This is a genomic window from Streptomyces sp. NPDC030814, assembly GCF_055572155.1.
The window spans coordinates 766,921-791,311 of sequence record NZ_JBVIDX010000002.1; the positions used below are offsets into that span (position 1 = coordinate 766,921).

The 24,391-nt window shown below is 70.9% G+C and carries 25 protein-coding genes; 15 read left to right on the plus strand and 10 right to left on the minus strand.

Translation table 11 applies throughout. The features are described 5' to 3' along the window. The first annotated feature begins 243 nt into the window (after positions 1-243). Positions 244-1,113 carry a (2Fe-2S)-binding protein gene (locus tag ACZ43N_RS06705; RefSeq protein WP_468095453.1) on the plus strand — a complete coding sequence of 290 codons (870 nt, stop codon included), beginning with the start codon at positions 244-246 and terminating at the stop codon, positions 1,111-1,113. Between the two features lie 3 nt (positions 1,114-1,116). Here ACZ43N_RS06705 and ACZ43N_RS06710 read toward each other — a convergent pair whose 3' ends face one another. Then, positions 1,117-1,383, minus strand: a complete 267-nt coding sequence (locus tag ACZ43N_RS06710; protein ID WP_468095454.1) for a hypothetical protein — start codon at positions 1,381-1,383, stop codon at positions 1,117-1,119. A gap of 245 nt (positions 1,384-1,628) precedes the next feature. Next, positions 1,629-2,771, minus strand: coding sequence for a substrate-binding domain-containing protein (locus ACZ43N_RS06715; protein WP_468095455.1), 1,143 nt, complete (start codon positions 2,769-2,771; stop codon positions 1,629-1,631). Positions 2,772-3,195: 424 nt separating this feature from the next. Between ACZ43N_RS06715 and ACZ43N_RS06720 the strand changes: the two genes are divergently transcribed. The 7 genes from ACZ43N_RS06720 (at position 3,196) to ACZ43N_RS06750 (ending at position 9,687) form a co-directional block, all read left to right on the plus strand. After that, on the plus strand, positions 3,196-5,613 hold the full coding sequence (locus tag ACZ43N_RS06720) for a sensor histidine kinase (protein WP_468095456.1): 2,418 nt from the start codon (positions 3,196-3,198) through the stop codon (positions 5,611-5,613). Beyond that, positions 5,610-6,086 carry a roadblock/LC7 domain-containing protein gene (locus ACZ43N_RS06725; protein ID WP_468095457.1) on the plus strand — a complete coding sequence of 159 codons (477 nt, stop codon included), beginning with the start codon at positions 5,610-5,612 and terminating at the stop codon, positions 6,084-6,086. The genes ACZ43N_RS06720 and ACZ43N_RS06725 overlap by 4 nt, the downstream gene beginning before the upstream one ends. Before the next feature lie 25 nt (positions 6,087-6,111). Continuing rightward, entirely contained in the window at positions 6,112-6,555 is a 444-nt protein-coding gene (locus ACZ43N_RS06730) for a DUF742 domain-containing protein (protein ID WP_468095459.1), read from the plus strand. Beyond that, positions 6,503-7,117, plus strand: a complete 615-nt coding sequence (locus tag ACZ43N_RS06735) for a GTP-binding protein (protein ID WP_468095461.1) — start codon at positions 6,503-6,505, stop codon at positions 7,115-7,117. The genes ACZ43N_RS06730 and ACZ43N_RS06735 overlap by 53 nt, the downstream gene beginning before the upstream one ends. A gap of 109 nt (positions 7,118-7,226) precedes the next feature. Further along, entirely contained in the window at positions 7,227-7,763 is a 537-nt protein-coding gene (locus tag ACZ43N_RS06740) for a MarR family winged helix-turn-helix transcriptional regulator (protein ID WP_468095463.1), read from the plus strand. 146 nt (positions 7,764-7,909) lie between these two features. After that, on the plus strand, positions 7,910-9,190 hold the full coding sequence (locus tag ACZ43N_RS06745; protein ID WP_468095464.1) for a molybdopterin-dependent oxidoreductase: 1,281 nt from the start codon (positions 7,910-7,912) through the stop codon (positions 9,188-9,190). Continuing rightward, complete coding sequence (locus ACZ43N_RS06750; protein ID WP_468095465.1) at positions 9,190-9,687, plus strand: hypothetical protein; 498 nt, start codon at positions 9,190-9,192, stop codon at positions 9,685-9,687. The genes ACZ43N_RS06745 and ACZ43N_RS06750 overlap by 1 nt, the downstream gene beginning before the upstream one ends. 196 nt (positions 9,688-9,883) lie before the next feature. Here the strand turns inward: ACZ43N_RS06750 and ACZ43N_RS06755 are convergent, their stop codons facing one another. Continuing rightward, complete coding sequence (locus ACZ43N_RS06755; protein WP_468095466.1) at positions 9,884-10,501, minus strand: TIGR04282 family arsenosugar biosynthesis glycosyltransferase; 618 nt, start codon at positions 10,499-10,501, stop codon at positions 9,884-9,886. After that, positions 10,498-11,214 carry a glycosyltransferase family 2 protein gene (locus ACZ43N_RS06760; protein WP_468095467.1) on the minus strand — a complete coding sequence of 239 codons (717 nt, stop codon included), beginning with the start codon at positions 11,212-11,214 and terminating at the stop codon, positions 10,498-10,500. The genes ACZ43N_RS06755 and ACZ43N_RS06760 overlap by 4 nt, the downstream gene beginning before the upstream one ends. 194 nt (positions 11,215-11,408) lie before the next feature. Between ACZ43N_RS06760 and ACZ43N_RS06765 the strand changes: the two genes are divergently transcribed. Together ACZ43N_RS06765 and ACZ43N_RS06770 are read left to right on the plus strand one after the other, a co-directional pair. After that, entirely contained in the window at positions 11,409-11,996 is a 588-nt protein-coding gene (locus ACZ43N_RS06765; RefSeq protein WP_468095468.1) for a DM13 domain-containing protein, read from the plus strand. Between the two features lie 87 nt (positions 11,997-12,083). Continuing rightward, positions 12,084-13,214, plus strand: coding sequence for a sulfite oxidase (locus ACZ43N_RS06770; protein ID WP_468095469.1), 1,131 nt, complete (start codon positions 12,084-12,086; stop codon positions 13,212-13,214). A gap of 370 nt (positions 13,215-13,584) precedes the next feature. Here the strand turns inward: ACZ43N_RS06770 and ACZ43N_RS06775 are convergent, their stop codons facing one another. Next, entirely contained in the window at positions 13,585-14,289 is a 705-nt protein-coding gene (locus ACZ43N_RS06775) for a DUF4142 domain-containing protein (RefSeq protein WP_468095471.1), read from the minus strand. Positions 14,290-14,529: 240 nt separating this feature from the next. On the opposite strand from ACZ43N_RS06775, the gene ACZ43N_RS06780 reads away from it, so the two are divergent. Beyond that, complete coding sequence (locus tag ACZ43N_RS06780) at positions 14,530-14,865, plus strand: YnfA family protein (RefSeq protein WP_468095472.1); 336 nt, start codon at positions 14,530-14,532, stop codon at positions 14,863-14,865. 259 nt (positions 14,866-15,124) lie between these two features. Here the strand turns inward: ACZ43N_RS06780 and ACZ43N_RS06785 are convergent, their stop codons facing one another. Further along, a complete protein-coding gene (locus ACZ43N_RS06785; RefSeq protein WP_468095473.1) occupies positions 15,125-17,020 on the minus strand; it encodes an SMI1/KNR4 family protein in 1,896 nt (631 codons plus the stop codon). A gap of 298 nt (positions 17,021-17,318) precedes the next feature. Between ACZ43N_RS06785 and ACZ43N_RS06790 the strand changes: the two genes are divergently transcribed. After that, positions 17,319-17,981: a GAF and ANTAR domain-containing protein gene (locus tag ACZ43N_RS06790; protein ID WP_468095542.1), complete on the plus strand. Its 663-nt coding sequence runs from the start codon at positions 17,319-17,321 to the stop codon at positions 17,979-17,981. Positions 17,982-18,526: 545 nt separating this feature from the next. On the opposite strand, the gene ACZ43N_RS06795 is transcribed toward ACZ43N_RS06790, so the two are convergent. Further along, complete coding sequence (locus ACZ43N_RS06795; RefSeq protein WP_468095475.1) at positions 18,527-19,042, minus strand: YceI family protein; 516 nt, start codon at positions 19,040-19,042, stop codon at positions 18,527-18,529. Between the two features lie 133 nt (positions 19,043-19,175). On the opposite strand from ACZ43N_RS06795, the gene ACZ43N_RS06800 reads away from it, so the two are divergent. Then, positions 19,176-19,703, plus strand: coding sequence for a MarR family winged helix-turn-helix transcriptional regulator (locus ACZ43N_RS06800; protein WP_468095477.1), 528 nt, complete (start codon positions 19,176-19,178; stop codon positions 19,701-19,703). 476 nt (positions 19,704-20,179) lie between these two features. On the opposite strand, the gene ACZ43N_RS06805 is transcribed toward ACZ43N_RS06800, so the two are convergent. After that, positions 20,180-21,166 (minus strand): zinc-binding dehydrogenase, encoded by a 987-nt coding sequence (locus tag ACZ43N_RS06805; protein ID WP_468095478.1) that lies wholly within the window; start codon positions 21,164-21,166, stop codon positions 20,180-20,182. A gap of 77 nt (positions 21,167-21,243) precedes the next feature. On the opposite strand from ACZ43N_RS06805, the gene ACZ43N_RS06810 reads away from it, so the two are divergent. Together ACZ43N_RS06810 and ACZ43N_RS06815 are read left to right on the plus strand one after the other, a co-directional pair. Next, a complete protein-coding gene (locus ACZ43N_RS06810; RefSeq protein WP_468095479.1) occupies positions 21,244-21,642 on the plus strand; it encodes a winged helix-turn-helix transcriptional regulator in 399 nt (132 codons plus the stop codon). Positions 21,643-21,697: 55 nt separating this feature from the next. Continuing rightward, positions 21,698-21,988, plus strand: coding sequence for a GNAT family N-acetyltransferase (locus tag ACZ43N_RS06815; protein WP_468095480.1), 291 nt, complete (start codon positions 21,698-21,700; stop codon positions 21,986-21,988). Positions 21,989-22,056: 68 nt separating this feature from the next. Here the strand turns inward: ACZ43N_RS06815 and ACZ43N_RS06820 are convergent, their stop codons facing one another. Both ACZ43N_RS06820 and ACZ43N_RS06825 read right to left on the minus strand, forming a co-directional pair. Beyond that, a complete protein-coding gene (locus ACZ43N_RS06820) occupies positions 22,057-23,265 on the minus strand; it encodes a globin domain-containing protein (RefSeq protein ID WP_468095482.1) in 1,209 nt (402 codons plus the stop codon). A 235-nt stretch (positions 23,266-23,500) separates the two neighbouring features. Further along, positions 23,501-23,911 (minus strand): pyridoxamine 5'-phosphate oxidase family protein, encoded by a 411-nt coding sequence (locus ACZ43N_RS06825; RefSeq protein ID WP_468095483.1) that lies wholly within the window; start codon positions 23,909-23,911, stop codon positions 23,501-23,503. Between the last annotated feature and the right edge of the window lie 480 nt (positions 23,912-24,391).

The following is a 24,391-nucleotide window of genomic DNA, read 5'->3' on the forward strand; positions in this document are numbered from 1 at the left end:
GGACGGCGCGGCCCGGTCGGTCACAGTCACGAAACGTGAACTTAGGTTAGGCATTCTTTACTTTCAACGGCTGTACGTTCTCTGTGACTCATATCGCTTTTGGTTGCCTCGCCAGTAACTAGGCTGGCCGGTAAGGCGCGTCACGATCTGCGCGACCATCCGGCCACCGAAACACGATCTTATCGATAAGGTAAGGCTTACCTGCTCGACCCGCCAAGACGTCCTCACGCTTTGGAGTTGCCGATGACCGCGGCCCCTCCGGCACTCCTCCAGGCCGGCACCGCCACGCATGTCCCGGGTCTCCTCGCCGCCGCCTACCGCCGTGTGGACGCGGTGTGCGAGGCGCTGTCCGTACGCGTGGCGGAACCAGGGCAGGCGACGGCACTCTCACGCCAAGGTGCCTCTGACAGAGTGCAGTTGACGGAGAGCCGGCACAGCATGGAGGCCTTCGTCGACGCCGAGGCCGCGCGCATCCGGGACCGCTACGACCACAGCGCGCCACGGCATGTCGCCGCCTCCCGCGCCCTCCACGACTACGCGTGGTCCGTCGGCCTGCTGATGAGCGGTGTCTGGTACCTGGAGCGGCGGGTGCCGCGCATCGCCCCCGGCGACATACGGGTCGACCTGGCGTCGGGCACCTACGAGATCAGCCCCGGCACGGATGTCGCCTGTCTGCCGGACGACCCGGTGGCGGCGCTGCCCGGCACACGCCCCGTCGCCCACCGGGAGGATCTTGCGGCCGAGTTGCGGACAGCGGTCGCGGACCACATGGGACCGGTGCTGGACACGATCGGCCCGTACGTCCGCCGGGGCTCGCGGGCGCTGTGGGGCATGGTCTCCGACGACCTGGTCTCCGGCCTCTGGTACCTCGGCCGCATGCTCGGCGAGGAGGCCGCCGGGGTGCGGGCCGCCTCCGAGGTCCTGCCCGGCGCCCGCACCCCCTTCCCCGGCGGCGCCGACTTCCGCACTCTGCGCACGGGCGACGGCCGCGAGCACCCGACCCGTACCCGTATGGGCTGCTGCCTCTACTACACGATCCGCCTGGCCGAGGCCTGTTCCACCTGCCCCCGCATCTGCGACGCGGAGCGGCTGCGGCGGTTGGAGACGGGGTGAGCCTCAGTACCCCCTGGCGATCCGCTCCTCGAGGTGAGGTGCCTCGTCACCGACGGTCGGGACTCGCCGTGGCCGGTGCGGACGACCGGGTCCGGCGCCAGGGTCAGCGAACGCTCGCGGTGTCGTCACGGTCCGGCGCAGCACGTCGTGCGCGGGCAGGTTGTGGACGAACGCGAGCCGGCGCGCCTCGTTCTTGAACACTGTGGTCATGTGTTCCGCGATGCCCTCGCGGCCGTTGCCGTTGGCCAGGAGGGAGGGCCGGGCGGGCACCCGCGGGGGAGGGTAGGCGCCCGGGCCCGGCATACGCCGGGGAGAGGCGCCCGGGCCCGGTACGGGTTGTGGCGGGGCACGACGGGGATCGGGTGCCGGCCCCCGAGCTGCCGCCGACGCCGCTGAAATCACGGGGAGGGCCCGTTGGCCTCCTGAGGACGCTGACTGGTCAGCGAAGGGAGGCTGACTTGTTCCTTGGCGCCTCCCGTGCGGAGAGCTCACTGATGGCGTCACCCCGAGGGGAGCTACTTGTCCCAGATCTTGCGGTAGGCCCGGCGGTAGCCCTCGGAGTCCCAGGACAGCGCGCCGCCGCTGTTGGCTGCGGTGGTGACGTGGACGGGGGCGACGTACGCGCTGGCCGGTTCGCCCGCGAAGGCGCGGTTGAACTCGTCGATGATCTGCCATCCCTGCTCGTTGAGGGGCTCGGGCACGGTGGCGGCCTGGTACTGCTTGCCGTTGATGCGCTGGAAGGCCGACGGGTCGCCGTCGCCGGCGCCGATGTTGAACGGTGCGCCGTCGCCGTTCTGGCCGGCGGCGCGCAGGGCGGGTGCGGCGTGGTCGAAGTACAGGTCGTTGATCGCGGCGGAGTAGGTCCACCTGTCGCCGAGGCGGGAGTGCAGGGAGGAGACCTTCTCGACGGTGCGGGTGTTGGCTTCGGGGATGGGGATGTCCTCGTAGCTCAGCAGGTCGACGTCGGGGCAGGTGGCGAGTTCCTTCTTGATCAGTTCGGACTTCCGCTTGGCGAAGGGGATCGAGGCGTCGGTGAACAGCACCACGCCGGCCCGGCCGTTGGACCGGGCGATGATCCAGTCGGCGCTGATCTTCGCGACATCCTCGACCTTGGTGGTGATGTTGCTGAAGAGCCTGGGTTTCGTGCTGGGGCCGGGGACGGCGGTGGCGTGCCAGCCGATGAGGGGGATTCCCGCGCTGTCGGCCTGTTGGACCTGCTTGGCCACGGAGCCGGGGTCGAAGCCGCCGATGACGATGCCGGAGGGCTTGAGGGCGATTGCTTCGGCGAACGCGGCCCGGATACCGGCGGGTGTGCCCTGCCCGTCGATGGTGCGCACGTCCCAGCCGATCACCTTGGCCGCTTCCTGAACGCCCTTGGCGACGCCGGAAACACCGGGGTTGGTCATGGTCTGGGCGACGTAGGCGATGGTCCTGCCGGAGACTGCGTCGGGCCCGGTGGTGGGGCCGCTCCAGGGGGCGTTGACGTCCTCGGCCGCCTTGACGGCCTGCTTCGCCTTGGTGAGGACCGTGGGGCAACCGGGGCCCTGGGATGCAGTGGGTGCCGCCGCGGTGGTCGAACCGCTCTCGCAGCCGGTGGTGACGGTGGCCGCGGCCAGGAAAGCGACGGCTGCCGCGGTCGCCTTGCGGGTGGGGTGCACAGGGGTCTCCTCAAGGGCGGGAGGGGATAGGGGCATCACGTGGGGGGAGGAGACCGATCCAGCTTGGTGGCTGGAAGCACGACGGTCGTGACGGTGCCCTGGGCTGTGGCCGGGAGGCCGTCGGGGTGGGAATGTAGCAGGGCTCCGACCTGCGTCTCCACGGCGAGGTCATCGCTCGGTAGGCGACCGTGAACATTTTGTAATCACGTATTGATTACGTAGAGCCTCAAAGCGATCACATGGACGATAGGCTCCCGACGACGAGATCCGGACACGGTGACGTGAATCAGTCGCTCGCGTCGCGGGTCCGGTCGTTCACGCCCGGCGGCCTGCCGCGCAAGCACCAGGCATGTCCCCCGGGCGTCGACGGTCCGGCGGCCACAGCACCTTGACCGCCGATCAGCACACACCCAAGGAGACCAGCGTGCCCGCGAACACAGTGGAGCCGCCGCCCGGGCACATGGACGGGACTTCTCCGCTCCGCCGGAAGGCGGGCTCCGTTCTCGCCCGGTGGCCGTTCCGGCGGAAGCTCAACGTCCTGGTCGTCGCGCCCATCGCGGTCGTCGGTGTGCTGCTCGCCGTCGGTGTCACCGGACAGATGGAGCAGGCCCGCGACGCCGACCGGGTCGCCGAACTCGTGCGTGACAGTGAGCAGGTCGCGACGCTCATCAACGACGTACAGGCCGAACACCGGTTGGCTCTGCTGCTGTCCGTGCAGTACGAGGCGGCCCGCCCCGGAGCCGCCCGGCCGTCGACCACCGCCTACCGCGAGGCCCAGCAGGCCACCGACGCGCAGGTCGCCACCGTGCGGTCCGCGTTCGGTTCCAGCCTTCCGGCAGAGGAGAAAAAGGCACTCGCCTACATCACCGGTCTGGACGTCCTGCGGGAGAAGCTCGGCCGTGACTACGTTCCTGCCGCCAACATCGACCCCGCCTACGCGGCCGCCGTCGGCTACCTGATCGACGGCATCGGGCTCGACCGCTTCTCCGCGACCTCGGCGTCCTCGGTGACCAATCTGCTGGACGCGATCCTGCGTGCCGACGCCGCCCACGCGGCGTTCGAGAGCGCCGTGTTCTCCGCCCAGACCCGAGACGCGAACGCCCTCACCGAGTACACGCGCGCGGCAGGCGCCCACGAGCTCTACACCCACCAGTCGGACCGCTTCGGCCGCATCGCCACACCGGCGCAGGTGTTGGCCATGGGCGGCATCGAGCGCGCCGCCGAACAGAACGACCTCACGTCCCAGTTCGCCGAGCTCCAGATCGATCCGGGCGCCCTGCAGTCGCAGAGCGCCCGCGAACTGCGCGAGAAGATCAGCGCCGGCGAGCGACAGGCCGAGACCCGCCTCGGCATCACCCGGACACTGATCGAGCAGACTGCCGCACAGGCCGACTCCGCCTCCGCGAGCGCCCTGAGCAAGGCCTGGATCATGCTCGGTGCGGCGCTGCTGGGCTTCGCCGCCTGGCTGGCCTTCTGCGTCCTGGTCCGGCGCTCGGTCATCCGTCCCCTCACCGTCCTGACCGGCTCCGCCCGGCAGGTGGTCGAAGCCGCCGACGAGGAACTCGCCCGGGTCGCGGACGACGAACTCGTCGACAGCACCCCGTTCCGGCCGCGGGCGATACCGGTCCCGGTGCGCGACGAGATCGGCCAACTGGCCGAGGCTTTCAACCGGGTGCAGGTCACCGCCGCCGCGCTGCTGGAGCGGCAGGTGCTCAGCCGCCGCAACGTCGCCGAGATGTTCGGCAACGTCGGACGCAGGGTCAGCAACCTGACGACCCGGCAACTGCTGCTGATCGACGCAGTGGAGCGGCAGGAGACCGATCCCGACCTCCTGGACCGGCTCTACCGCATCGACCACCTCGCCGTGCGGCTCCAGCGCAACGCCGACAGCCTGATGCTGCTCGCCGGAATCCGCGAGACCGACGTCGAGGCCCGGCCGATCACCCTCGCCGACGTCATACGTTCGGGTCTCGGCCGCATCGAGGGATACCAGCGGGTGTCGCTGCGTTCCGAGACGGACATCACCGTGGGGCCCGACATCGCCGGCGACCTGACGTTGATGCTGGCCGAACTGATGGAGAACGCGGTCGCGTTCTCCCCGTCCGACACCCCCGTCGAGGTGGTCGTCCGGCCTGGTACCGACGTCACCAAGGACGGCGGTGCGCTGATCGAGGTCATCGACCACGGCCTCGGCATGAGCGCGGAACGCCTCGCCGAGGAGAACGCCCGCCTCGTCCGCCGGGAACGCCTCGACCTCGTACCGACCAAGGTGCTCGGTCTCTTCGTGGTCGGCAACCTCGCCCGCCACCTGGGTCTGCGGGTCACCTTGAGCCGCACACCGGGCGGTGGTGTCACCAGCACCGTGTGGATCCCCTCGGCGCTCCTGAGAGTGATGACCCCCGGGGACGCCCCGCCGCCTCCCGCCGGCCAGGCCGGCACCGTGTCGGTCCTCGCGCTGAAGGCCGCCGCGCCCGCAGCGGCCACCACCGCTCCCGAACGGCGGCCGGTCGCCCTGTCCTCGACCGGTGACCTGCCCCGGCGCATCCCCCTCCGCGCGACCACGGCCACGACCGAAGCCCCCGAGGGGCCCTCCCCGTCGGGGAGGGCCAGGCCACTGCGGCGGCGAGTGCGGGGAGCGACGCTCGCCGTGACCACCACCGCCGTCGAACGGAACATCCCCGCCGCGCGACAGCCCGCCGACGCCGACGCCGTCCGCGCGGAACTCGACGAGTTCGAGGCCGCCGTACGCAGGGCCGAACAGGACAGCGCCGCGCCGCCGGACCCGGACCGCATGACCGCAGTACGAGAAAACCCCAGAAGGCCAGAAGGAGACGGGCAGTGACCACGTCGACAGATGACAGCACCCCCGAACAGTCGAAGCCCACTGACCTGCGCACCGCGGCGGCCGACTTCACGTGGCTGCTCGACCGTTTCGCCACCGAGACCGCCGGCGTCGTGGACGCCATCGCGGTGTCGTCCGACGGGCTGCTGATCGCGGTCTCCCAACTGCGCGACAGGGCCGACTCGGAGCGGCTCGCCGCGATCGTGTCCGGCGTCACCAGCCTCGCCGCCGGTGTCTCCGGCAACTACAGCCTCGGCGGCCTCAACAAGGTCATCATCGACCTGGAAGGCGGCCACGTACTGGTGTCCGCCATCGGTAACGGCGCCGTGCTCGGCGTGGTCGCCTCCAAGGAGGCGAAACTGGGCAACATCGCCTACGAGATGACCCTCTTCGCCAACCGTGCCGGAGCCGCACTCACCCCGCAGCTGGTGATGGAGCTGAAGAACAGCGTCGGCTCCCCCGTGGCCGGCTGACCCATCCGCGAGGCAGGAGGTCGTCATGGCCGTCAGTGGAGAACCCCATGAGACAGAAGAAGGGACGTGGGACGACTCGGCGGATCCCGTCGGTCGTGCTCCCGCGGTCCGGCCGTTCCTGCTGACGGCCGGCCGGGTGTCGGGGGGCGGCGCGGCGGCGCCGATCCCGATCGAGACCCAGATCGTCGCGACGGCGGACGGGCTCTCCGTCCTCGGCAAGCTCGCCTTCGAGCACCACGACATCGTCGCCGCCTGCCGACGGCCGCAGTCGGTCGCGGAACTGGCCGCCCGCCTGCGACTGCACCTCAACGTGGTCCGGGTGCTCGCCGAGGACCTGTGTGCCGCAGGGCACCTGGCGATCTACGTGCCGCACGCCCGTGCCGCCCAGGACATCTCCGTACTGCGAAGGGTTATCAATGGTCTTCGTGCCGTCCCCGACTCACGGGGCACACTCCGCGACAGCGGTTGAACAGCCGCCACTGCCGGTCAAGCTGGTCATCGCCGGCGGCTTCGGGGTCGGCAAAACCACCACCGTAGGGTCGATCTCCGAGATACGCCCCCTCACCACCGAGGCCGCGATCACCGAGGTCGCGGCGGGTGTGGACGACCTCACCCACACGCCGGACAAGACCACCACCACCGTCGCCATGGACTTCGGGTGCATCACCCTGGACCCGACCCTGAAGCTGTACCTGTTCGGGACACCGGGCCAGGACCGCTTCGGGTTCATGTGGGACGACATCGTCGACGGCGCTGTCGGCGCCCTGGTCATCGTCGACACCCGCCGCCTCGACGACTGCTACGCCGCCGTGGACTACTTCGAGCACAAGCAGATCCCCTTCGCGGTCGCCGTCAACGCCTTCGACGGACAGGTCGAACACGACCTGGACGAAGTGCGGTGGGCACTGGACATCGCCGAACACGTGCCCCTGACCGTCTTCGACGCACGCCGGACGGGCTCGGTCCGTGACGCACTTCTCGTCGTACTCGGCGTCGCCCTGTCCCGTGCCGAAGCGACCGCGTCACCCTGACTTCCGTTCGCCATCGCCCTGTGACCGAACCGCCGCCTGCTGACTGGAACGCAGGGCATTACCCGGGGCGATTGAGTGTGCGGGCGCCGCAGCGCGTACAAAGGGAGGCATGGCGGAACGCGAGGCCCCCGTGGTGGGCATGGACGATGTCGATGCGGTCACTCGTGCGGTGCTGACCGCGTCGCGGTTGCTGGTGGCCGTCTCGGCCCGGTCCCTGGCCGAGGTCGAGGAGCGTGTGACGCTTCCGCAGTTCCGGATGCTCGTGGTGCTGTCGAGCAGAGGTGCCACCAAACTCGTGGTCCTGGCGGATCTCCTGCAAGTGGCGCCGTCCACCGCGATGCGTATGGTCGACCGGCTGATCGCCGCCGGGCTCGCCGACCGCCAGGTCAATCCGGACAACCGCCGGGAGACCATGCTCACGCTCACCGACGAGGGGCGCCGCACCGTCGCGGACGTCACCGCCCGCCGCCGCACCGAGATCGCCGCGATCGTCGAACGGCTCGCGCCGGACCAGCGAGCGGCACTCATCGCGGCGCTCGCGGCGTTCAACGAGGCGGGCGGGGAGCCCCAGGCCCCGGTGGCGGACGAAACGGAACCCTATCCGCTGGGCTGGGTCGTGGACACGACGGCGGGGCGGGGCGCCTGACGGTGCGCAGGGCGCGGCGGAGACCCGCGATCCACGTTTCGTGGCATGGGGCCGGGGGCCGATGCTCGCTCGACCGGTGCGGACGTCAGCGTTTCGTCATGAGTCGCGCACCCTCTCATGGGGTGCTCCGGGCCTAGCGTCGGGGCATGGAACGGTCTCCTTCCTCGCCCGCCTTCTGGCGCAGCCCGCTGCGCGGCCCCTGGTTCACCTCCGTTCTCGGCGTGGTACTGCTCGCCGGGATCACGGTGCTGTTCGTGACGGGGCTGCTGTCGTACGCCGCATACAACCCGGGTCTGTCGCCGGTCAACGACAAGACGCCGGACAAGGGCCTCCTCGGCTTCTATCTGTTCCCCTGGCCGACGGACCCGCCCTGGCTGTACAGGCTCACCCAGGGCGTCCACGTCACGCTCGGGATCGCGCTGGTCCCCGTCCTGCTGGCCAAGCTGTGGTCGGTGGTACCGCGCCTGTTCCAGTTGCCTCCGGCGCGGTCCGTCGCGCACGCACTGGAGCGGATCTCGCTTCTTCTGCTGGTCGGTGGCGTGCTGTTCGAGTTCGTGACCGGTGTGCTCAACATCCAGCTCGACTACGTCTTTCCCGGCTCCTTCTATCCTCTGCACTTCTACGGGGCGTGGGTGTTCTTCGCCGCGTTCGTGGCCCATGTGGTGCTCAGGGCGCCGACGGCCGTACGCAATCTGCGCCGGCTGCGGGCGGGCGAAGGGGACGGGGACGGGGACCGGGAAGGGGCGCCGCCACCGGTGTCGTCCGAGGAGCCCTCGCTGGTGTCCCCGGACCCGGCCGAGCCCACCGTGTCGCGGCGGGGTGCCGTGTGGCTGGTCGGAGGCGGATCGCTGCTGCTGTTGGGGACGACCGTGGGGCAGAGTTTCGACGGCCCGCCGCGGCGCACGGCTCTCCTCGCCCCGCACGGTGGTGCCGAGCCGGACAGCGGGCCGAACGGTTTTCAGATCAACAAGACGGCCGCGTCGAGAGGGATCAGCGCGGCGGAGACGAGTGAGGAGGCGTGGCGACTGGTCGTCAACGGGCCTTCCGGGACCGTCCGGTTGAGCCGCACCGAACTGCTGGAGCTGCCCCTGCACAGCGCGGCCCTGCCCATCGCCTGCGTCGAGGGCTGGTCTACCTCCGACCAGTGGTGGCGGGGCGTACGGCTGCGGGACCTCGCCGCCCTCGTCGGACATGAGCCCGAGGCCGCCCCCGATGTCCTCGTGGAGTCCCTCCAGCGGCGCGGCGCCTTCCGCCGTGCCGCGCTGCGTGCCAACCAGGTCCGCGACGCCCGTTCCCTGCTGGCCCTGGAGGTGAACGGCGAGCGGCTGTCCCCGGACCACGGCTTCCCGGCCAGGATCATTGTTCCCGCCGCGCCTGGTGTGCTCAACACCAAGTGGGTGGCCCGGATGACGTTCGGAGACCTGTGATGGGGAAGTACCGCCTGCCGCTGGGCAGCCCCTTCCAACTGCTGCTCCTTGCATGTTCGTTCGCGCTCGCCGGGTACGCGGGGGTGCGGCTGTTCGGGGACGACTGGTTCGACGTGGCACTGTGGTTCGTGGGAGCCGCGGTGGTGCACGATCTCGTCCTGCTGCCGCTGTACGCGGCGGCGGACCGTGCGCTCGTCCGTGCGGTGGGCGCGGCCGGCCCCGAGGAGGGGGCGCCGTCCGCGCACCCCTCACGGGGGCCGGGGAGGGCCGCGTACGTGCGGGTGCCCGCCGCCTTGTCCGGGCTGCTCCTGCTGGTGTGGTTCCCGCTGATCACCGGGCGGGTGGCGGACCGCTACGAGTCCGCCACCGGGATGCCGGCGAGCGGCTTCCTCGGCCGCTGGTTGCTGATCACGGCCGTACTGTTCGGCGTGTCGGCGGTGCTGCTGGTACTGCGGACGCGCCGGGCGGCGAAGGAGCGCCCGCCCGCGGTCCGCTGATCGGCCCCGCGCGGCCGAGCGGGCGGGCGTGCCGTAGCAGATCCGGTGAGCCGAGCCGCGCCCAGGGGACGCGGCCCCGGCCCCGGCGCGGCTCACCAGGCGGACATCGGCAGGCTCCACCTCGGGTGAGGGCCTGACCACCGAGCCGCCGGGCGTTGGCGACAGTGGCCCCGCCGGCGTCGATGCCGAGCACCGGTCATCGGCCGCTGACCGCTCGCAGCCGGGCCAGTTCCACCGCGAACCGGCTCTGCGGCGCGACCGCGGCGACGGCTTCGGCGTCGTCGGCCGTGTCGACGTCCCTGAGGACCGGCAGGTCGCGGACCCGCAGACCGGCGGCGACCAGCCGGGCGCGCTGGACGGCACCGGTGACGGACGTCGACATGGGCACCCCACGAAGGAGTGCGGGGTCCGGTTCGGTGAGCCCGAGGGCCCAGAAGCCGCCGTCCTCCGCCGGACCGAAGTACGCGTCGCATCCGCCGAGGTCCACGGTCAACAACTCCGGTGTGACCTGCGGGGTGTCCATGCCGATGAGCAGGGCGGGCCCGTCGCAGCCGGCGAAGGCGGCGGCGAGCCGTTCGTCCAGGCCGCCGTCCTGCTGCGGTACGACCTCGAAGCCGGGCGGCAGCCAGGGGCCCGGCTCCCCGGCCAGCACCAGGACGCGACGATCCGCGGGCGTCGCGGCCACCGCGCGCAGGGTGTCCACGAGCGCGGCCTCGGCGAGCGCCGCCGCCTCGCCAGGGGTGAAGGGCGGACACAGCCGGGTCTTCACCCGGCCCGGCCTCGGCTCCTTGGCGATGACGAGCAGCGTGGTCACCGGCGGATTCCCTCCGTCTCCACGGGTGCCGACGTCTCGTTGAGGACGCGGCTCATGTCCCGTACCGCCTGCCAGGTGCCCCGCCATGTACCCGTCACCTTCGAGGTCCCGGTGCGCGGCCGGTACGGCACGTCGTGCTCGGTGACGCGCCACCCCGCGTCGGCGGCCCGCACCACCATCTGCAGCGGATAGCCGCTGCGTCGGTCGGTCAGCCCGAGGGCGAGGAGCGGTTCGCGGCGGGCGGCGCGCAGTGGACCCAGGTCGTGCAGGCGCAGGCCCGTGCGGTGGCGCAGCATCCGGGCGAGCGCCAGGTTGCCGACCCGGGCATGCGCGGGCCACGCGCCCCGGCCCTGCGGGCGCCGCCTGCCGAGCACCAGGTCGGTCCGCCCGTCCGCGACGTCGCGGACGAAGGGGACGAGGAGTGACGGATCGAGGGAGGCGTCGCAGTCGCAGAAGCACACGATGTCGGCCGTGGCGGCGGTCAGCCCGGCGTGGCAGGCGGCGCCGAAGCCGCGGCGAGGCTCGTGCACCACATGCGCGCCCAACGCCCGGGCGATGTCCGCCGAACCGTCGGTCGAGCCGTTGTCGACGACCAGAGCGCGCCATCCGGCCGGGATCCTGGCCAGCACCCAGGGAAGGGCGTCCGCCTCGTCCAGGCAAGGCAGCACCACGTCGACGCCCGGAGGCGGGGGAGAGGAAGTCACGGCTTTCACCTTACGAGGACGAAGCTCGCATACCGGATGCCACCTTCTTACGAAACGCGGACGTCAAGGGCCCTTCGCGCGGTCACGGTGAGCAGGCCCGAGGCGTAAGGATTTCGTCATCGGCCGAGCCGGGGCGGAGGAACCACGTAGTGCGTTGAATGGGGATGACGACACGGACTCCCGGAACAGGAAGAAGGAACGGCATGGGGCGTACGCGTAGGAGGCCGCTGATCACCGGGCTCGTGGCGTTGGTGGTCATGGGGATGACCGCCGGGTTGTACTGGTTCCAGCCGTGGAAGCTCTGGCAGGACGAGACGGTGACGGAATCCCTGCCCGGCCTGGTCGTGGAAGCCTCCCGGAGCCCCGAGACGAAGCCGGAAGCGGCGCCCTCGCCGTCGGCGCCGACCGGGCCGGTGACGGTGGCGAGCGGCGAACTGATCAGCCACGAGCACACGACGACGGGCACGGTGAAACTCGTCCGGCTCCCCGACGGCACCCACGTGGTCCGGCTGGAGCGGCTCGACACCAGCAACGGCCCCGACCTGCGCGTGTGGCTGACCGACGCGCCGGTGAAGGAAGGGCGGGCCGGCTGGCACGTCTTCGACGACGGCGCGTACGTCAGCCTCGGAAAGCTCAAGGGCAACAAGGGAAGCCAGAACTACCCGCTGCCCGACGATGTCGACCCCTCCCGCTACACCAGCGTCACCATCTGGTGCGACCGCTTCGACGTCTCCTTCGGTGCCGCGGAACTCGCTGGCGCCCGGGATGCCGTCGGACCGGATGAGGTGTGACAGCGGACCGCATCCTCGGGAAGGTGACGACGCGGGGGCGCGCACACTGCCCTGCGCGTATCGCCTGAGAAGAGGATAATGCGGGGCATGGGGCGTCGGCTCGGGGATGTGAGCGCACCATCCCGGCTGGCTGAGCCGGACGAAGGCATCGGCCGGGACGAACTGGCGCTCGCCACCCGTAATCACGGCCTCCCGCTGGAGGCCCTGCGGTACGACCTCACCCCGCCCGGACTCCACTACGTCCTCACGCACTACGACATCCCGTACGTCCCAGACGAGGCGTCCGCGTCCTGGGAACTGGCCATCGAGGGTGGCGTCCGCCGTCCGATGCGGTGCACCCTGGCCGATCTGCGCGCGTACCCGGCCGTCACCCTGCGTGTCACCCTGGAGTGCGCGGGCAACGGGCGGGCCCTGCTGACGCCCCGGCCGGTCAGCCAGCCATGGCTGGTCGAGGCCGTCGGCACCGCGGAGTGGACAGGTGTCCCACTGCGACTGCTGCTCGCCGACGCCGGGATCGAGGACGGTGCTGTCGATGTCGTCTTCACCGGCGCCGACCACGGTGTGGAACGCGGCGTCGAACAGGACTACCAGCGTGCCCTCCCGGTGGAGGTGGCCGCCGACGAGGAGGCCGACGTGCTGGTCGCCTACGAGATGAACGGTGCCCCGCTGCCTCCGCAGCACGGCCGCCCGCTGCGCTTGGTGGTCCCCGGCTGGTACGGCATGGCGCATGTGAAGTGGCTGCGTGGGATCGCCGTGACCGACAGGCCGTTCGCGGGTTTCCAGCAGGCCGTGGCCTACCGGCTCAGGCAGCACCCGGACGAGGAGGGCGAGCCGGTCACCCGCATGGCGCCGCGTGCCCTGCTGATCCCGCCCGGCTTCCCGGACTTCATGTCCCGGGCGCGGGTCGTTCGGCCCGGCGCTCTGACGCTGGAAGGGCGCGCCTGGTCCGGGCGGGCGGCGGTGTCGCGGGTGGAGATCAGCACCGACGGCGGACTCGGTTGGGCGCAGACGGAGGTCGAACCGGCGGGCGGGCATCGATGGGCCTGGCGCCGCTGGCACTTCACCTGGACGGCCGCCCCCGGCGACCACGTCCTGACGGTGCGGGCCACCGATTCCGAGGGCCACGTCCAGCCCCTGGGCCAGCCCTGGAACCGCGGCGGTTTCGCCAACAACCTGGCCCAGCGGGTCCCCGTCATGTGCCTGGAGGGCGACGGCTGAACGGGCACGCCGGCAGGCTCGGTCGCCGCTGCCGGCCCCGAAGCCGCCCGCGTGGTCCACGTGGGCGCGCTCCGGGATACGGACCGCAATCGCTCCCCGGAACGGGGTGACGTGGCGGGGGCCTGCCGACGGCCGACGTGTTGCCCTTGCCGCGTAACCGTGCCGGTGTCACTCCTGGGCGCCAGGTGACAGCCGGCCGTCGGTCGGCTCCCCGGCCAATTATTGCACAGTGCAAATATGGTCGCCAGTGGGTCTGCCCGTCCGACTCCGTTCACGTGGTGCTTCGTTGCGCGACGCCTGTGCGGCCACCAGCCCCTCGCACAGGCGGCTGCCGGCTCCTCGACGCCGACGGGGCCGGTGGCTGGGCCCCCTACTTGGGGGCGACGGCCTTCTCGACTTCCTCGAGGGTCGAGGCGTCGACCAGCCCCGTGTCCTCCAGGACCTCCATGTGGTCCAGGACGGTCTGGTTGGCCTGGCGGGCGTGGCGGCGGATGAGATCGTTCTGGGTGGCGGCCCGGACCTCACCGATCGTGGCGAAGATCTTGCCGTGGGAGGCGCGAAGAACATTGGCGAACAGTTTGTCGAACTCCTCGCCCCGGGCGTTCTCCAGGTCCCTGACCCACTGCTGCTGTTCCGCGGTGGCCTCGTTGGGGAGCGCGACACCGAGGATCTCGGCGTCCTCGCGGACCAGTTGGTCGAGTTTGCTGTGCCCGTCGATCAGATGCTGCCCGGCGCGCTTGACGGTCTCGTTGGAGGCGTTGGTCTGGGCGAGACGGCCGGCCGGGATCTCCCACAGCCCGGCCTGACGGACCTTCACCAGGAATTCGCGGTCCACGTCGGTGACGGTGAGGCTGTCCGTGCCGTTCTGGCCTGCCGCCGCCTGTCCGGCGCCGCCCGTGACGACATGCCCGCCGGCGTGCTGGGCCTGGCCTGCGGCCGTCGGGTTCGCCGAGGCTTCGTCGCCGCCCACCCTGAGCGCGATGACGGTCGCGGCCACCAGGGCGCACACGGCGGTGATGATCGTGACCGTACGCCTCGATACCCGGGTGGGTACCGCGTGTCGGTTCGCATGCATGAGTTCTCCCGGTCGGGTAGAGAGTGATTCCTCCCTGGCATTCGGAGTGGACACCTGTTGCGGCTGGCACGGCACGCAGCCAGAGGTACGGACGGGGTCGCGACAACGTTCAAGGAACGGTCAAGTCGGATGCTCCGCTGGGGGGACCGCTTCGAGAGACGAGGGCGCTGGGAAAGGGCGCATCGTGAGGTGAAGGGATGGCCGGAGGAACGCTACGACCCCGCCGGTAATGTCACGCCCATGGTCGTCGCTCGCTCCGCTGCGCTGTTCCTCCTCGCCGCCCTCTTCGAGATCGGCGGTGCCTGGCTGGTCTGGCAGGGCATCCGCGAGCACAAGGGCTGGGCCTGGATCGGTGGCGGAGTCATCACCCTCGGGCTGTACGGCGTGGTCGCCACCTTCCAGAGCGACGAGAACTTCGGCCGCGTCCTCGCCGCCTACGGCGGCGTCTTCGTGGCGGGCTCCATCGCCTGGGGCATGGTCGCCGACGGCTACCGCCCCGACCGGTGGGACGTCATGGGCGCGCTGATCTGCCTGGCGGGCATGGCCACCATCATGTACGCCCCGCGCGGCCAATGATCTCCGGGGTGGCGCCGCCCGGGGGTACGAGCGACTCGGTGACCGATCCCTGCCGCCCCGGAGCCCAACAGTGAGGGGTGGGGCGGCAGAGCCCTTCGGGGTCCTTTCACTGTGCCCACCCGGGTCACGTGGTCCGGCACCGCACCACGCCGCGTTGCCCAAGGGCCCTGGTAGCTCCGCTACGAGGACCTTCCGGCGCCTTGCGATGCACGGCACGAGACCACGCGACCTGATCGGACGCTCATAGTGAAAGGACTCCTCAGCCCAGACGAATGACCATGTAGGCCTCTCCGTCCAGGGGCGGCCGGATCCAGGTGCGGGTGGTGAAGGTGTGCAGCCGCCCGCTCACGATCGCGTGACGCGGCAGAGACACACCGAACTCCTCGGAGATCGCCTCCAGCACAGGCCGTTCCGCCTCCGCGGCGCCCGCCGGGTCGCCGAAGAAACGGCTCGGGTCCAGCGCCTCCGGTATCTCCCCGCTGCGCCGTATCTCGCCGTCGGCGTAGGTGAGGGCGTACTCCTCGGCGCCGTCCCGCGCCACCGAGAGGTGGAAGCAGGGCTGGTGCTCCGACCTCAGATCGCTCCACACCACCACCGCTCGGGTGCCCTCGCCGGCGGTCACGGCCGGAGAGACGAACCGCCGCCGGTCGAACGGGGCGGGTTCGCCGTCGAAGGCGAAGCTCCAACCGGTGCCGGCCCGGCCCACTGCCATGAGCGCCCTGTCGTCGAAGGACGAGAACTCCCTGCGGCCCTCCAGCGACCTGCTGCGCGCATCCCAGAGGGTCATGGGTTCGCTCAGCGTGGCGTCGTCCCCGTCCGCCAGCCGTGCGGGAACCTCCTCAGGCTCCACTCCTTCCATGAGGACGAATCGGTAGGACGTGCGGTTGTTCCCCGGGTCCGGCTCCGCCAGCCACGCCAGGCCGCCCGGGTCCAGCCCGGCCGTCCGTCCCGGTACCGCACCGGCCTGTCCGCCCCTGGGTGTGGCCAGCAGCTCCCGGCCCCGCTCCTGGGTCAGCACCGGCTCGAGCACCGGGTCGGCCACCCACCCCAGCGGAGCCAGGTGATCCGGTCCCAGCGGCTCCCACAGCGGCAGCGCACCGATCAGCGCGCGCCAGGCCCCGTCGGTGTCTCCCCACCGCGCCAGCTCTCGTGCCCGCTCGACCGCCTCCCCGAACGGTCCGGCCGGCGTGTACCGGTAGGTACCGTTCCTGATCTGTTCCAGCGTCGTGCGCGCCCGTGACATCAGCTCCTCGTCGGCGCGCCGCAGATGGAACTTCAGGGTGGAGTCGCTCCGGTGCGCGTGGGCCGCGCGCTCGGCGACCAGCGGCGGCAGCAGGTCGGGCTCGTACCGAGGCTGCGTCACCAAGTCCTCGAAGTACAGCATGTCGGTCTGTCCGAGCAGGCGGCGCATCTGGTCACCCAGTCCTGCGGCCCGCGGTCTGCCGTACTCCTTGGCCTCGTCCAGCACCGTCAGGGCCTGTTGCCATTCGCCACGCAGCGCCTTCAGCCGGGCCTCGTCCATCCGGGCGTCCAGGCTGCGCGTCGTGTCGTTGACGAAGTCCGGTCCGCCGTCGTCCCTGTGTGTCCGCAGGCGGTGGAACTCACGGTGCATCTCCCGCATGAACGCGCGGAAGTCCGCGTGCCGCTCGGGTGGCGCGGCCCGCCAGCTCGCCCACGTGTACACCGCCCATTCCCCGTTCTCGTCGACGTCCTCGGGGTCCAGCAGGACGTGGGTGGCGTCGGACTCGACGTCGATCTGCAGGCCGCGTCGCCAGAGGTCCGCCTCGTGCCACTCCTCGGGCGCGGAGTCCTCGTCCAGGTACTCCTCGAAGATGTCCGCGAGTCCCGACTCGTTGTCGTGCCAGCGCGCGTGCTCCGTGCCCGCCAGCAGCCACACGAACCCGCCCGCGTGCCGCCAGCCGTCAGTGACCTGCAAAAACTCCCGGTACGACGGGGGCATCCGTCGCCCGAGGCGCTCCTCCATGGCCGCGATCCGCTCCTCGGACGCGGGCGGGAACCCCAGCCATCGCGTCTCCCGGGCGGTCTCGTCCCCGTCGTCCTCCACGTCGTCGTCCGGCAGGGAGTCCGCCCACTCCCCGCTCCACTCCCGCAGAAAGGACTGCCAGTCGAATGCCGTGCTGTCCGTGTCGGTCATGGGCCTGATGCTGCCAGCCGCCACTGACAGGGCCCCGTTCCCTCGGGCACGCCGGTCATGGGCACAGAGTGGTCGTCGAGTGGTCGCGCTCGTCCGCGCCGGGCGGGCACGGGCGGCACCCGGGGGCGTGCCGAGGTGGCCCGCCCCGGCTGGGGGCGCAGCATGGTGGTGTGGGGCGGTGCGCCTCGTGTTCCTCGGTGGCACCGCGACGCATGGGTGGCAGGCTGGGTACGAGGTCTGCTCGGGCGGAATCAGGATCGCGGAGGTCGACGTGGACTGGGGACGGTTCGCGCAGCAGATGGCGACGATGGCGCGGGATCTCCTGGCTCAGGAATCGGTGAAGGAGACGCTGGAACGGATCACGGCGTCGGCCATCGAGCTGGTCGAAGGCTGTGACGCGTCCGGCATCCTCGTCCTGCACGACACGAAGGTGGAGACCCTCGCGCCCACCCACCGACTGGTCACCGAAAGTGACGATCTGCAACAGCAGCTGGGGGAAGGGCCGTGCTTCGACGCGGCCCGCAGCTCGGAGGGCGAGCGGGTCTTCCGTATCGCCGACCTCACCGCCGAGCACCAGCGCTGGCCTGCTTTCGCTCCCCAGGCCCGCGCGCTCGGCGTGGGCAGCATGATGGGCTTCCTGCTGTTCACCGACGACGAGGACTTCGGCGCGCTGAACCTCTACTCCCGCCGCCCCGGCGCGTTCACCGAGGCAAGCGAACTGGCAGGCTGGCTGCTGGCCTCCCACGCGGCGATCGCCTTCTCCAGCGCCCGTACCCATGCCCAGATGGAACAGGCCGTCGCCACCCGCCATGTCATCGGGGAGGCCATGGGCATTCTCATGGGCAGCCGCCACCTCACCGAGGAGGAGGCGTTCGACGTGCTGCGCCGCTACTCGCAGCAGAGCAACATCAAACTCCGTGAGATCGCCCGCCGCGTCTGCGAGCAGGGCGGTCTCATCTGACCTCGGGACCACGGCTCCTCCAGCTCGCTGCTGAACAGGAGGAGCCTGAACCGGGCCAGTCCCCGGGAATGCAGCTGGACCCGGCCTGCACACCAAGTCCCCAGACTGGGCCCTCCGACACCTGGCGCAGCCTGATGGGCGGCTTTCCGGTGGCCGCTGCGGGACGATCGGCCATCGCCTCGGAGACGGACGGTTCCGGCATCGTGTCGAAGCGGTGCGGCGGTGCTCGCCGACGCAGGCGAGATTTGGGTGCTGTCGGGGGTGTGGCCGGTCCGCGCGGTGAAGGCCGGGTCCGTGCTGCGGACGGCCGGTGCGCTGCCACCGGCGCGCAGACGCTTCAGCCGGGCGGCGGCCACGACCCGCACATCGCTCCGGAGCCGGGACGGGTGCCCAGGTCGGGTCCCGCGAGGACGACACCGAAACCGAAACCCGTCACCGACATCCATGACCGTCGGGATGTGTGACCGTGCGCCTCCGGCCGGGCCGGCCCGGCCCCGGAGCGCGTCCTCGTCCCGGGCCCGTGGGGGTGGACGCCCCGCGGCCGGTCAGGTGTCGGTCCGGACGAAGCGCAGCGTCGCCGTGACGGTGGCCATGCCGCGCATCATGCCCAGCTGGTTCCAGCCCATGCCGAACTGCTCCCGGTCGACGGTGAACTCGGCATCCAGGGTGAGCGCCTCGGTGTTCGCCTCCTTCAGCCGTGCCGTGAAGGAACGCGGCCTGCTGATGCCGCGCACGGTCAGCTGGCCGACGACGTTCACCGTGTCGCCGTCCCGGAGTTCTGCGCTGCGGACGGCGAAGGTGATCTCCGGGTGGTGGTCCACGTCGAAGAAGTCGGCCGACCTCAGGTGCTCGTCCCGCTTGGCGCTCTTGGTGTCCAGGGAAGCGGCGTCGAGGGTCACGACTCCTACGGCCGACCCGTCGGGCCGTACCTCGCCCTGGCCGCTCACGGCACCGAAGGTTCCCTTCACGTTGACCAGGCCCCACATCGTCCTGTGCTGGAGGGCGACGGTGGAGGCGGTGGTGTCGAGCTGCCACAGTCCGGTTTCCACGGCGACGGTCATGGGAGTTCTCCTGTCGAGCGGTCGAGCGGTCACGATCAAGCGATCGTCCAAATTTGCATGACCGAAGCTAGCCGGTTATTCGAAATTGGACAACCATTTCTTTCAAAATTGGACAACAGTTACACTGGGGACCATGGCCGACCACGACGAGCACCCCGCCCACCTGCCCGAATGCCCGTCCGTACGGGGGGATGGCGGCCTGCTGGCGGCCGAGCTGCACGCCTGGATGCTGCTGCTGGGCGCGACGGGGGCGGTGGAGCAGCGGCTGCGCGCGGTCGTGAAGGAACGGCTCGGCGTCTCCCACGACGAGTTCCTGATCCTGTGTCTGCTGGCCACGCAGCCCGACAACGGTCTGCGCATGACTCGTGTCGCGGAGCTTCTCGGTCGCCCCAAGACCCGGCTCACCTACCAGATCGCCTGCCTCCAGCACTCCGGCCTCATCACCCGCGCCTCGGTGTGCGGCGACAAGCGCGGTATCCAGGTCGCGCTCACCGACAAGGCGCGACGTCTCCTGAAGGAGGCCTCCGACGAGCTCGCCGAGACCGTGACCGACGCGCTCGGCCGGTTCATGGGGCCCGCTCAGCGCGAGGCGCTGCGGGGACTGCTGCCGGACCTCGTCGACGAGTGTCCCGCCCAGACACCCGACCCGGCCTCGGCGTGACCCCGCCGGTCCTCCCGGCCCCTGCGCAGAACCGACCGGTCCTCACGGGCGGTCAACCGCAACCGACGGCCCCCGGCGGCCTCGGGGCGCCGTCGCCCAGCAGTCGACGGAGCGGGCCTGGGCCGGGCCGACGGTCCGCCGAGCGGGTGCCGGCAGGCGACAGGTCGGCGTACGGGTGCAGGCCGGCTCCGGCAGTGCCTCCTCACCCGACGCCATGCCACCGTCGTCGCGTGCGGAGCGTGTGCTCATGTCGCCGCCGGAGCGTCGCCCCGTAACCGCTCGGCGAATCGGCGACATCGATCACGCCGGCCGGCCAGGCCGGGACCGATGCCGCGTCGCTCCCGCACACACCCGAAGCAGCTTCTCTCAGCGCCTCATCCGCAACCCGGTGAATCGTCTCCACTCACACCGGCTCGTCCTTCAACACCCCACCCGTGCAGGCACAATGTCCGCCGCTGAGCCCTCTGCGCCGCCCATCAGTCCTGCGGAGGAAACGTCGGCGCGTGTCGCTGGTCCTGAGGAGGAGACGCCGGCGCGTGTCGCTCATCGCGTGACACCTGCAGAACCGTCTTTCCTGAGACACGGCGTCCGCGGAGGGCCTCGGCGGCTTCGGTGAATCGGTCCCATGACCCCTGCCAGCCGATCTCGACAGCGACGGATCCCTCAGCGGCCAGCTCGGTGAGAGCGGCCAGGTCCGGTCCGGTATCGCCCTCGATGACGAAGGATGTCAGCGACTTGGACGGGCCGACGGTCGCATACGGAGGAAAGACCGCCGGCTCACCGGAAGTCCAGCCGACGCTCTGCACGCTGCCCCCCGGAGCGAGCAGGTTCCACGCCGCGACCAGTTGGGGGCCGCCGACACTGTCGATGACCACGTCGACCAGTCGGTCGAGTCCTTCCAAGCCGATCAGCACCTCGTCGGCGCCGGCCTCGACCAGCCCCTCCCCGCGGGCCGACGAACCCACGGACGCGATCACGTGGGCGCCGGCACGCGCCGCCAGCTGGACGGCGAACCGGCCGACCCCGCCGGAGGCCCCGGTGACCAGCACCCTCTTGCCCGGCCCGAGGCCGGCGGCGCGCAGCGAGCGGAGTGCCGCGACTCCGGCGACCGGCAGAGCGGCCGCCTTCGCCAGGTCCAGGCTCCCGGGTACCTCGGCAAGCGCACCCGCATCGATCGCGACGCGCTCGGCGAACGCCCCTGAGGTCAAGGCCACCACCCGGGTGCCCACTGCCGGGCCGGTTCCGTCAGCAGCGGCCTGAACCACCACCCCGGCGGCGTCCGAACCGAGCACCGCACCCACAGGGACTCGACCGGAGCGGGCGTCGTTCAGGTCGCCGTAGTTCAGGGAAGCGTGGGAGACGTCCACCAGGACCTGGCCCGGCCCCGGCGCAGGGTCGGGAACCTCGGCGAGGCGGACGGCGGCGGGTGCGGACGGATCAACGACGAGAGCACGGACAGGCATGTCTTCCCCCTTGGTGCACGATCTGTAACAGCACTCATGATCGGTAACCTTGCTCTTCGGCGGAAGGAGGCACATTCATGTCACGCAGTCACATGCGTGTTGCAGAAGCGGTGATGGACGAAGCCTGCCCGGTCAGCGAGGTACTCGACCACGTGGCGGGCAAGTGGAGCATCGGCATCCTGACCGCGGCCGCCCACGGCCCGGTCCGCTTCACCGAACTCGAACGCGCCATCCACGGCATCAGCCGGCGGATGCTCACCCTCAATCTGCGCAGACTGGAGCGGGACGGGCTGCTCACCCGCACCGTCTATCCGACCGTGCCGCCGAAGGTCGAGTACGACCTCACCCCCATGGCCCGGGAACTCCACGCCTCGCTGACCGGACTGGTGGGCTGGGCCGAGCGTCACCGGTCATCCATCGCCGCGGCCCGCGCCGCCTATGACACCGCGGCGGAGCGGTCACCCGAAGTCGGCTGAGACGGGCCCTGACCGGTCCCCGGGCTCGACAGTGAGAGGAGGGGGCCCCGGCGTCATGGCGGTGGGGGACCAGGTCGGCGTGCTGGAAATCCTCGTGGCCGATGACGAGGCCCGCGGTGCCGAAGCCGGGCAGGCCCTTGTCAGGGCCGTGCGCGAGCGTCTCGCCGAATCGGGTGTCCAGGCCATGAAGATCTCCGTCATCGTGGGCAACGATGACGCCCTGCGCTTCCACCAGCGGGAAGGCGCCGTCGGCTGCGTGAAGACGCTGGTCATGCCTGTCTCGGGGTGGACGGCGCAGACCGGATCGGTGCCCGCGACGACGACGCCGCCGGGTGCGCAGCCGTAGCGTCCCGGTGGACTCCACGCCACCTGCGCCGTACAGGTCCCCGACACCGAGCCGGACCGGCCGCTCCCTCAGGAGCCGGGCAGCCACAGGTCGGGGCCGAAGACCTCGTAGCGGATGCTGCGGGCCGGTATCCCCGCGCCCAGCAGCTGGGCACGCACCGCCCGCATGAAGGGCAGCGGGCCGCACAGGAACACGGTGGCGTCCTCGGGCAGTTCGAGCCCGTCGAGGTCCATCAGCCCGTTCCGGGTGTCCGGTTCGGCCTGTCCGGGCTGCTCGTACCAGAAGACGGCGCGGGCACCGGGCATCCGGCCGACGAGTGCGCGGGTCTCCGCGCGCAGGGCGTGGTCGGCGGGGGAACGGTCGGCGTGCAGCACCAGCAGCGGACGGGTCGAGCCGACGGCGGCGAGATGGGCCAGGATGCCGGTCATCGGGGTGCAGCCGATGCCCGCGGAGACGAGGACGACCGGGGTGGTGGCGTCGGCCGGGTCGTCGAGGAAGACATCGCCGAACGGTGCGGACAGCGTCAGTTCGTCGCCCGCGGACACCCGCTCGTGCAGCAGGGTGGAGACCTCGCCGTCCGGTGCGTCCTCCGCCGCGGCGACCCGCTTGACGGTGATCCGTCGCAGACCCTCGCCCGGGTCGGAGGAGAGGCTGTACTGCCGTACCTGGTGCACACCGTCCGCCATGCGCACGCGGACGCTGACGTACTGGCCGGCCCTGGCCCGCGGCGCGGGGCCGCCGTCGGCGGGGCGCAGCACGAACGACACCGTGTCCGGGGTCTCGGTGCGGCGTTCGACGACCGTCCACGGTCGCCATACCTGGCCGGGCTCGACGCCGGCGTCCTGGTAGAGGCGGGCCTCGCGGCCGATGAGCGCGCCGGCCATCAGCCAGTACACCTCGTCCCAGGCGGCGGCCACCTCCGGGGTGACCGCGTCGCCGAGCACCTCGGCTATCGCGCCGAAGAGGTACTTGTGGACGATCGTGTACTGGTCGTCGGTGACCCCGACCGCCGCGTGCTTGTGGGCGATGCGGTCCAGGAGTGTGTCCGGGCGGGTGTCCGGGGCGTCCAGGAGGGCGGTCGCGAACCCGGCGATCGACCCGGCCAGGGCCCGGCGCTGGGCGCCGCTGGCCTGGTTGCCGCGGTTGAACATCCCGTCGAGCAGTTCCGGACGGTCGCGGAACATCGCTCCGTAGAAGCGGGTGGTGATCTCGTCGAGCGCTCCGGCGACGGCGGGCAGGGTGGCACGGACGACAGCGGCGGACTCTTCGGACAGCATGAGACCTCCCAGGAAGGGCGGAGGGGGTGGGGTCGGGCGCCGCGTCCCATCGGGGCGCCGGTCTTCTGTGTATCAGGCAACGGTCCGCGTTTCGGCACCGTTCGCCCGCTTCCGGCGAAGCAGGGACCAATGGCCCCATCAAGTCGGGAGCATCGGCCCAACGACCGCCGCCGACCCGGGCCCGTACGGCCCCGACACGACCTCCGAAGAGCCCTGTCGCAGCGCTGTCGTCCGCTCAGTGAGTGCCGAGTTCGCGGCCGGTGACCATCTCGGACGCGATCCGCACGAAGACCTGGTCCTGCATCGGCATCCAGGAACCGGGGCCGCTGCGGGACAGTCGCTCGTGCTGGGTGGGGTCGGTCACCACATCGGCGCGGCCGGTGACCACGACGCTCCAGCCTGACCGGGTGGCCGTGTCGAATTCGTCGCCCTCGAATGCGACGACGACACCGTCGATGGCCCGCACCAGGTCGGAGGTGGCCGATGTGCACAGCAACACCGAGGCGTCGTCGTCGAGCGCGAAGTTGACCGGGAGCACCGCGGGGAGCGCCTGCCGGGTGTACACCACCCGGCCGACCGGCACCTTGGCCAGCAGCCTCAGGCACTCCTGCCGGTCGAGGGTGCGGAAAACATCGTTCTGAACCATTGGTCCATCGTCCGTGCGGCGGTCGGACACGAGTAGGGCCGGTCGGCCCGTTCTCCGGCCCCGGACGGATGCGGACCACAGGAACCGCACGGCTGACCCGCAACGAGCAACCACACGGAAGTCCCGCACGACCGCCCCGTACGGACGCACCACACGGACGCCCCATACGGACATCCGCACAAAGGAACCGTGCGGACATCCGCACAAAGGAACCGTGCGGACATCCGCACAAAGGAACCGCGCGGACATCAGCACAAAGGAACCGCGCGGACATCAGCACCCCGCGCGGACACCGCACGGTGGCCCCGCGCATCAGCCCCTGCGCAATAAGGGGTCCTTTCACTACTGATCTTTTCGTAAGTTCGGTGGATGTGGTGGGTGGATGGTCAGGCCGGTGTGGGCGAGGAATGACCATGGCAGTTGTGGGTTTCGGTTGATGCGGTGGATGCCTTCTTCGGTGGCGTCGGCGACATCGGCGAG

Bases quoted from the DNA above. Each gene is read 5' to 3' on its own strand.
- ACZ43N_RS06705 (WP_468095453.1), top strand. From the start codon at position 244: ATGACCGCGGCCCCTCCGGCACTCCTCCAGGCCGGCACCGCCACGCAT.
- ACZ43N_RS06730 (WP_468095459.1), top strand. From the start codon at position 6,112: ATGGCCGTCAGTGGAGAACCCCATGAGACAGAAGAAGGGACGTGGGAC.
- ACZ43N_RS06735 (WP_468095461.1), top strand. From the start codon at position 6,503: ATGGTCTTCGTGCCGTCCCCGACTCACGGGGCACACTCCGCGACAGCG.
- ACZ43N_RS06740 (WP_468095463.1), top strand. From the start codon at position 7,227: ATGGCGGAACGCGAGGCCCCCGTGGTGGGCATGGACGATGTCGATGCG.
- ACZ43N_RS06745 (WP_468095464.1), top strand. From the start codon at position 7,910: ATGGAACGGTCTCCTTCCTCGCCCGCCTTCTGGCGCAGCCCGCTGCGC.
- ACZ43N_RS06750 (WP_468095465.1), top strand. From the start codon at position 9,190: ATGGGGAAGTACCGCCTGCCGCTGGGCAGCCCCTTCCAACTGCTGCTC.
- ACZ43N_RS06765 (WP_468095468.1), top strand. From the start codon at position 11,409: ATGGGGCGTACGCGTAGGAGGCCGCTGATCACCGGGCTCGTGGCGTTG.
- ACZ43N_RS06770 (WP_468095469.1), top strand. From the start codon at position 12,084: ATGGGGCGTCGGCTCGGGGATGTGAGCGCACCATCCCGGCTGGCTGAG.
- ACZ43N_RS06775 (WP_468095471.1), bottom strand. From the start codon at position 14,289: ATGCATGCGAACCGACACGCGGTACCCACCCGGGTATCGAGGCGTACG.
- ACZ43N_RS06780 (WP_468095472.1), top strand. From the start codon at position 14,530: ATGGTCGTCGCTCGCTCCGCTGCGCTGTTCCTCCTCGCCGCCCTCTTC.
- ACZ43N_RS06785 (WP_468095473.1), bottom strand. From the start codon at position 17,020: ATGACCGACACGGACAGCACGGCATTCGACTGGCAGTCCTTTCTGCGG.
- ACZ43N_RS06790 (WP_468095542.1), top strand. From the start codon at position 17,319: ATGGCGACGATGGCGCGGGATCTCCTGGCTCAGGAATCGGTGAAGGAG.
- ACZ43N_RS06795 (WP_468095475.1), bottom strand. From the start codon at position 19,042: ATGACCGTCGCCGTGGAAACCGGACTGTGGCAGCTCGACACCACCGCC.
- ACZ43N_RS06800 (WP_468095477.1), top strand. From the start codon at position 19,176: ATGGCCGACCACGACGAGCACCCCGCCCACCTGCCCGAATGCCCGTCC.
- ACZ43N_RS06805 (WP_468095478.1), bottom strand. From the start codon at position 21,166: ATGCCTGTCCGTGCTCTCGTCGTTGATCCGTCCGCACCCGCCGCCGTC.
- ACZ43N_RS06810 (WP_468095479.1), top strand. From the start codon at position 21,244: ATGTCACGCAGTCACATGCGTGTTGCAGAAGCGGTGATGGACGAAGCC.
- ACZ43N_RS06815 (WP_468095480.1), top strand. From the start codon at position 21,698: ATGGCGGTGGGGGACCAGGTCGGCGTGCTGGAAATCCTCGTGGCCGAT.
- ACZ43N_RS06820 (WP_468095482.1), bottom strand. From the start codon at position 23,265: ATGCTGTCCGAAGAGTCCGCCGCTGTCGTCCGTGCCACCCTGCCCGCC.
- ACZ43N_RS06825 (WP_468095483.1), bottom strand. From the start codon at position 23,911: ATGGTTCAGAACGATGTTTTCCGCACCCTCGACCGGCAGGAGTGCCTG.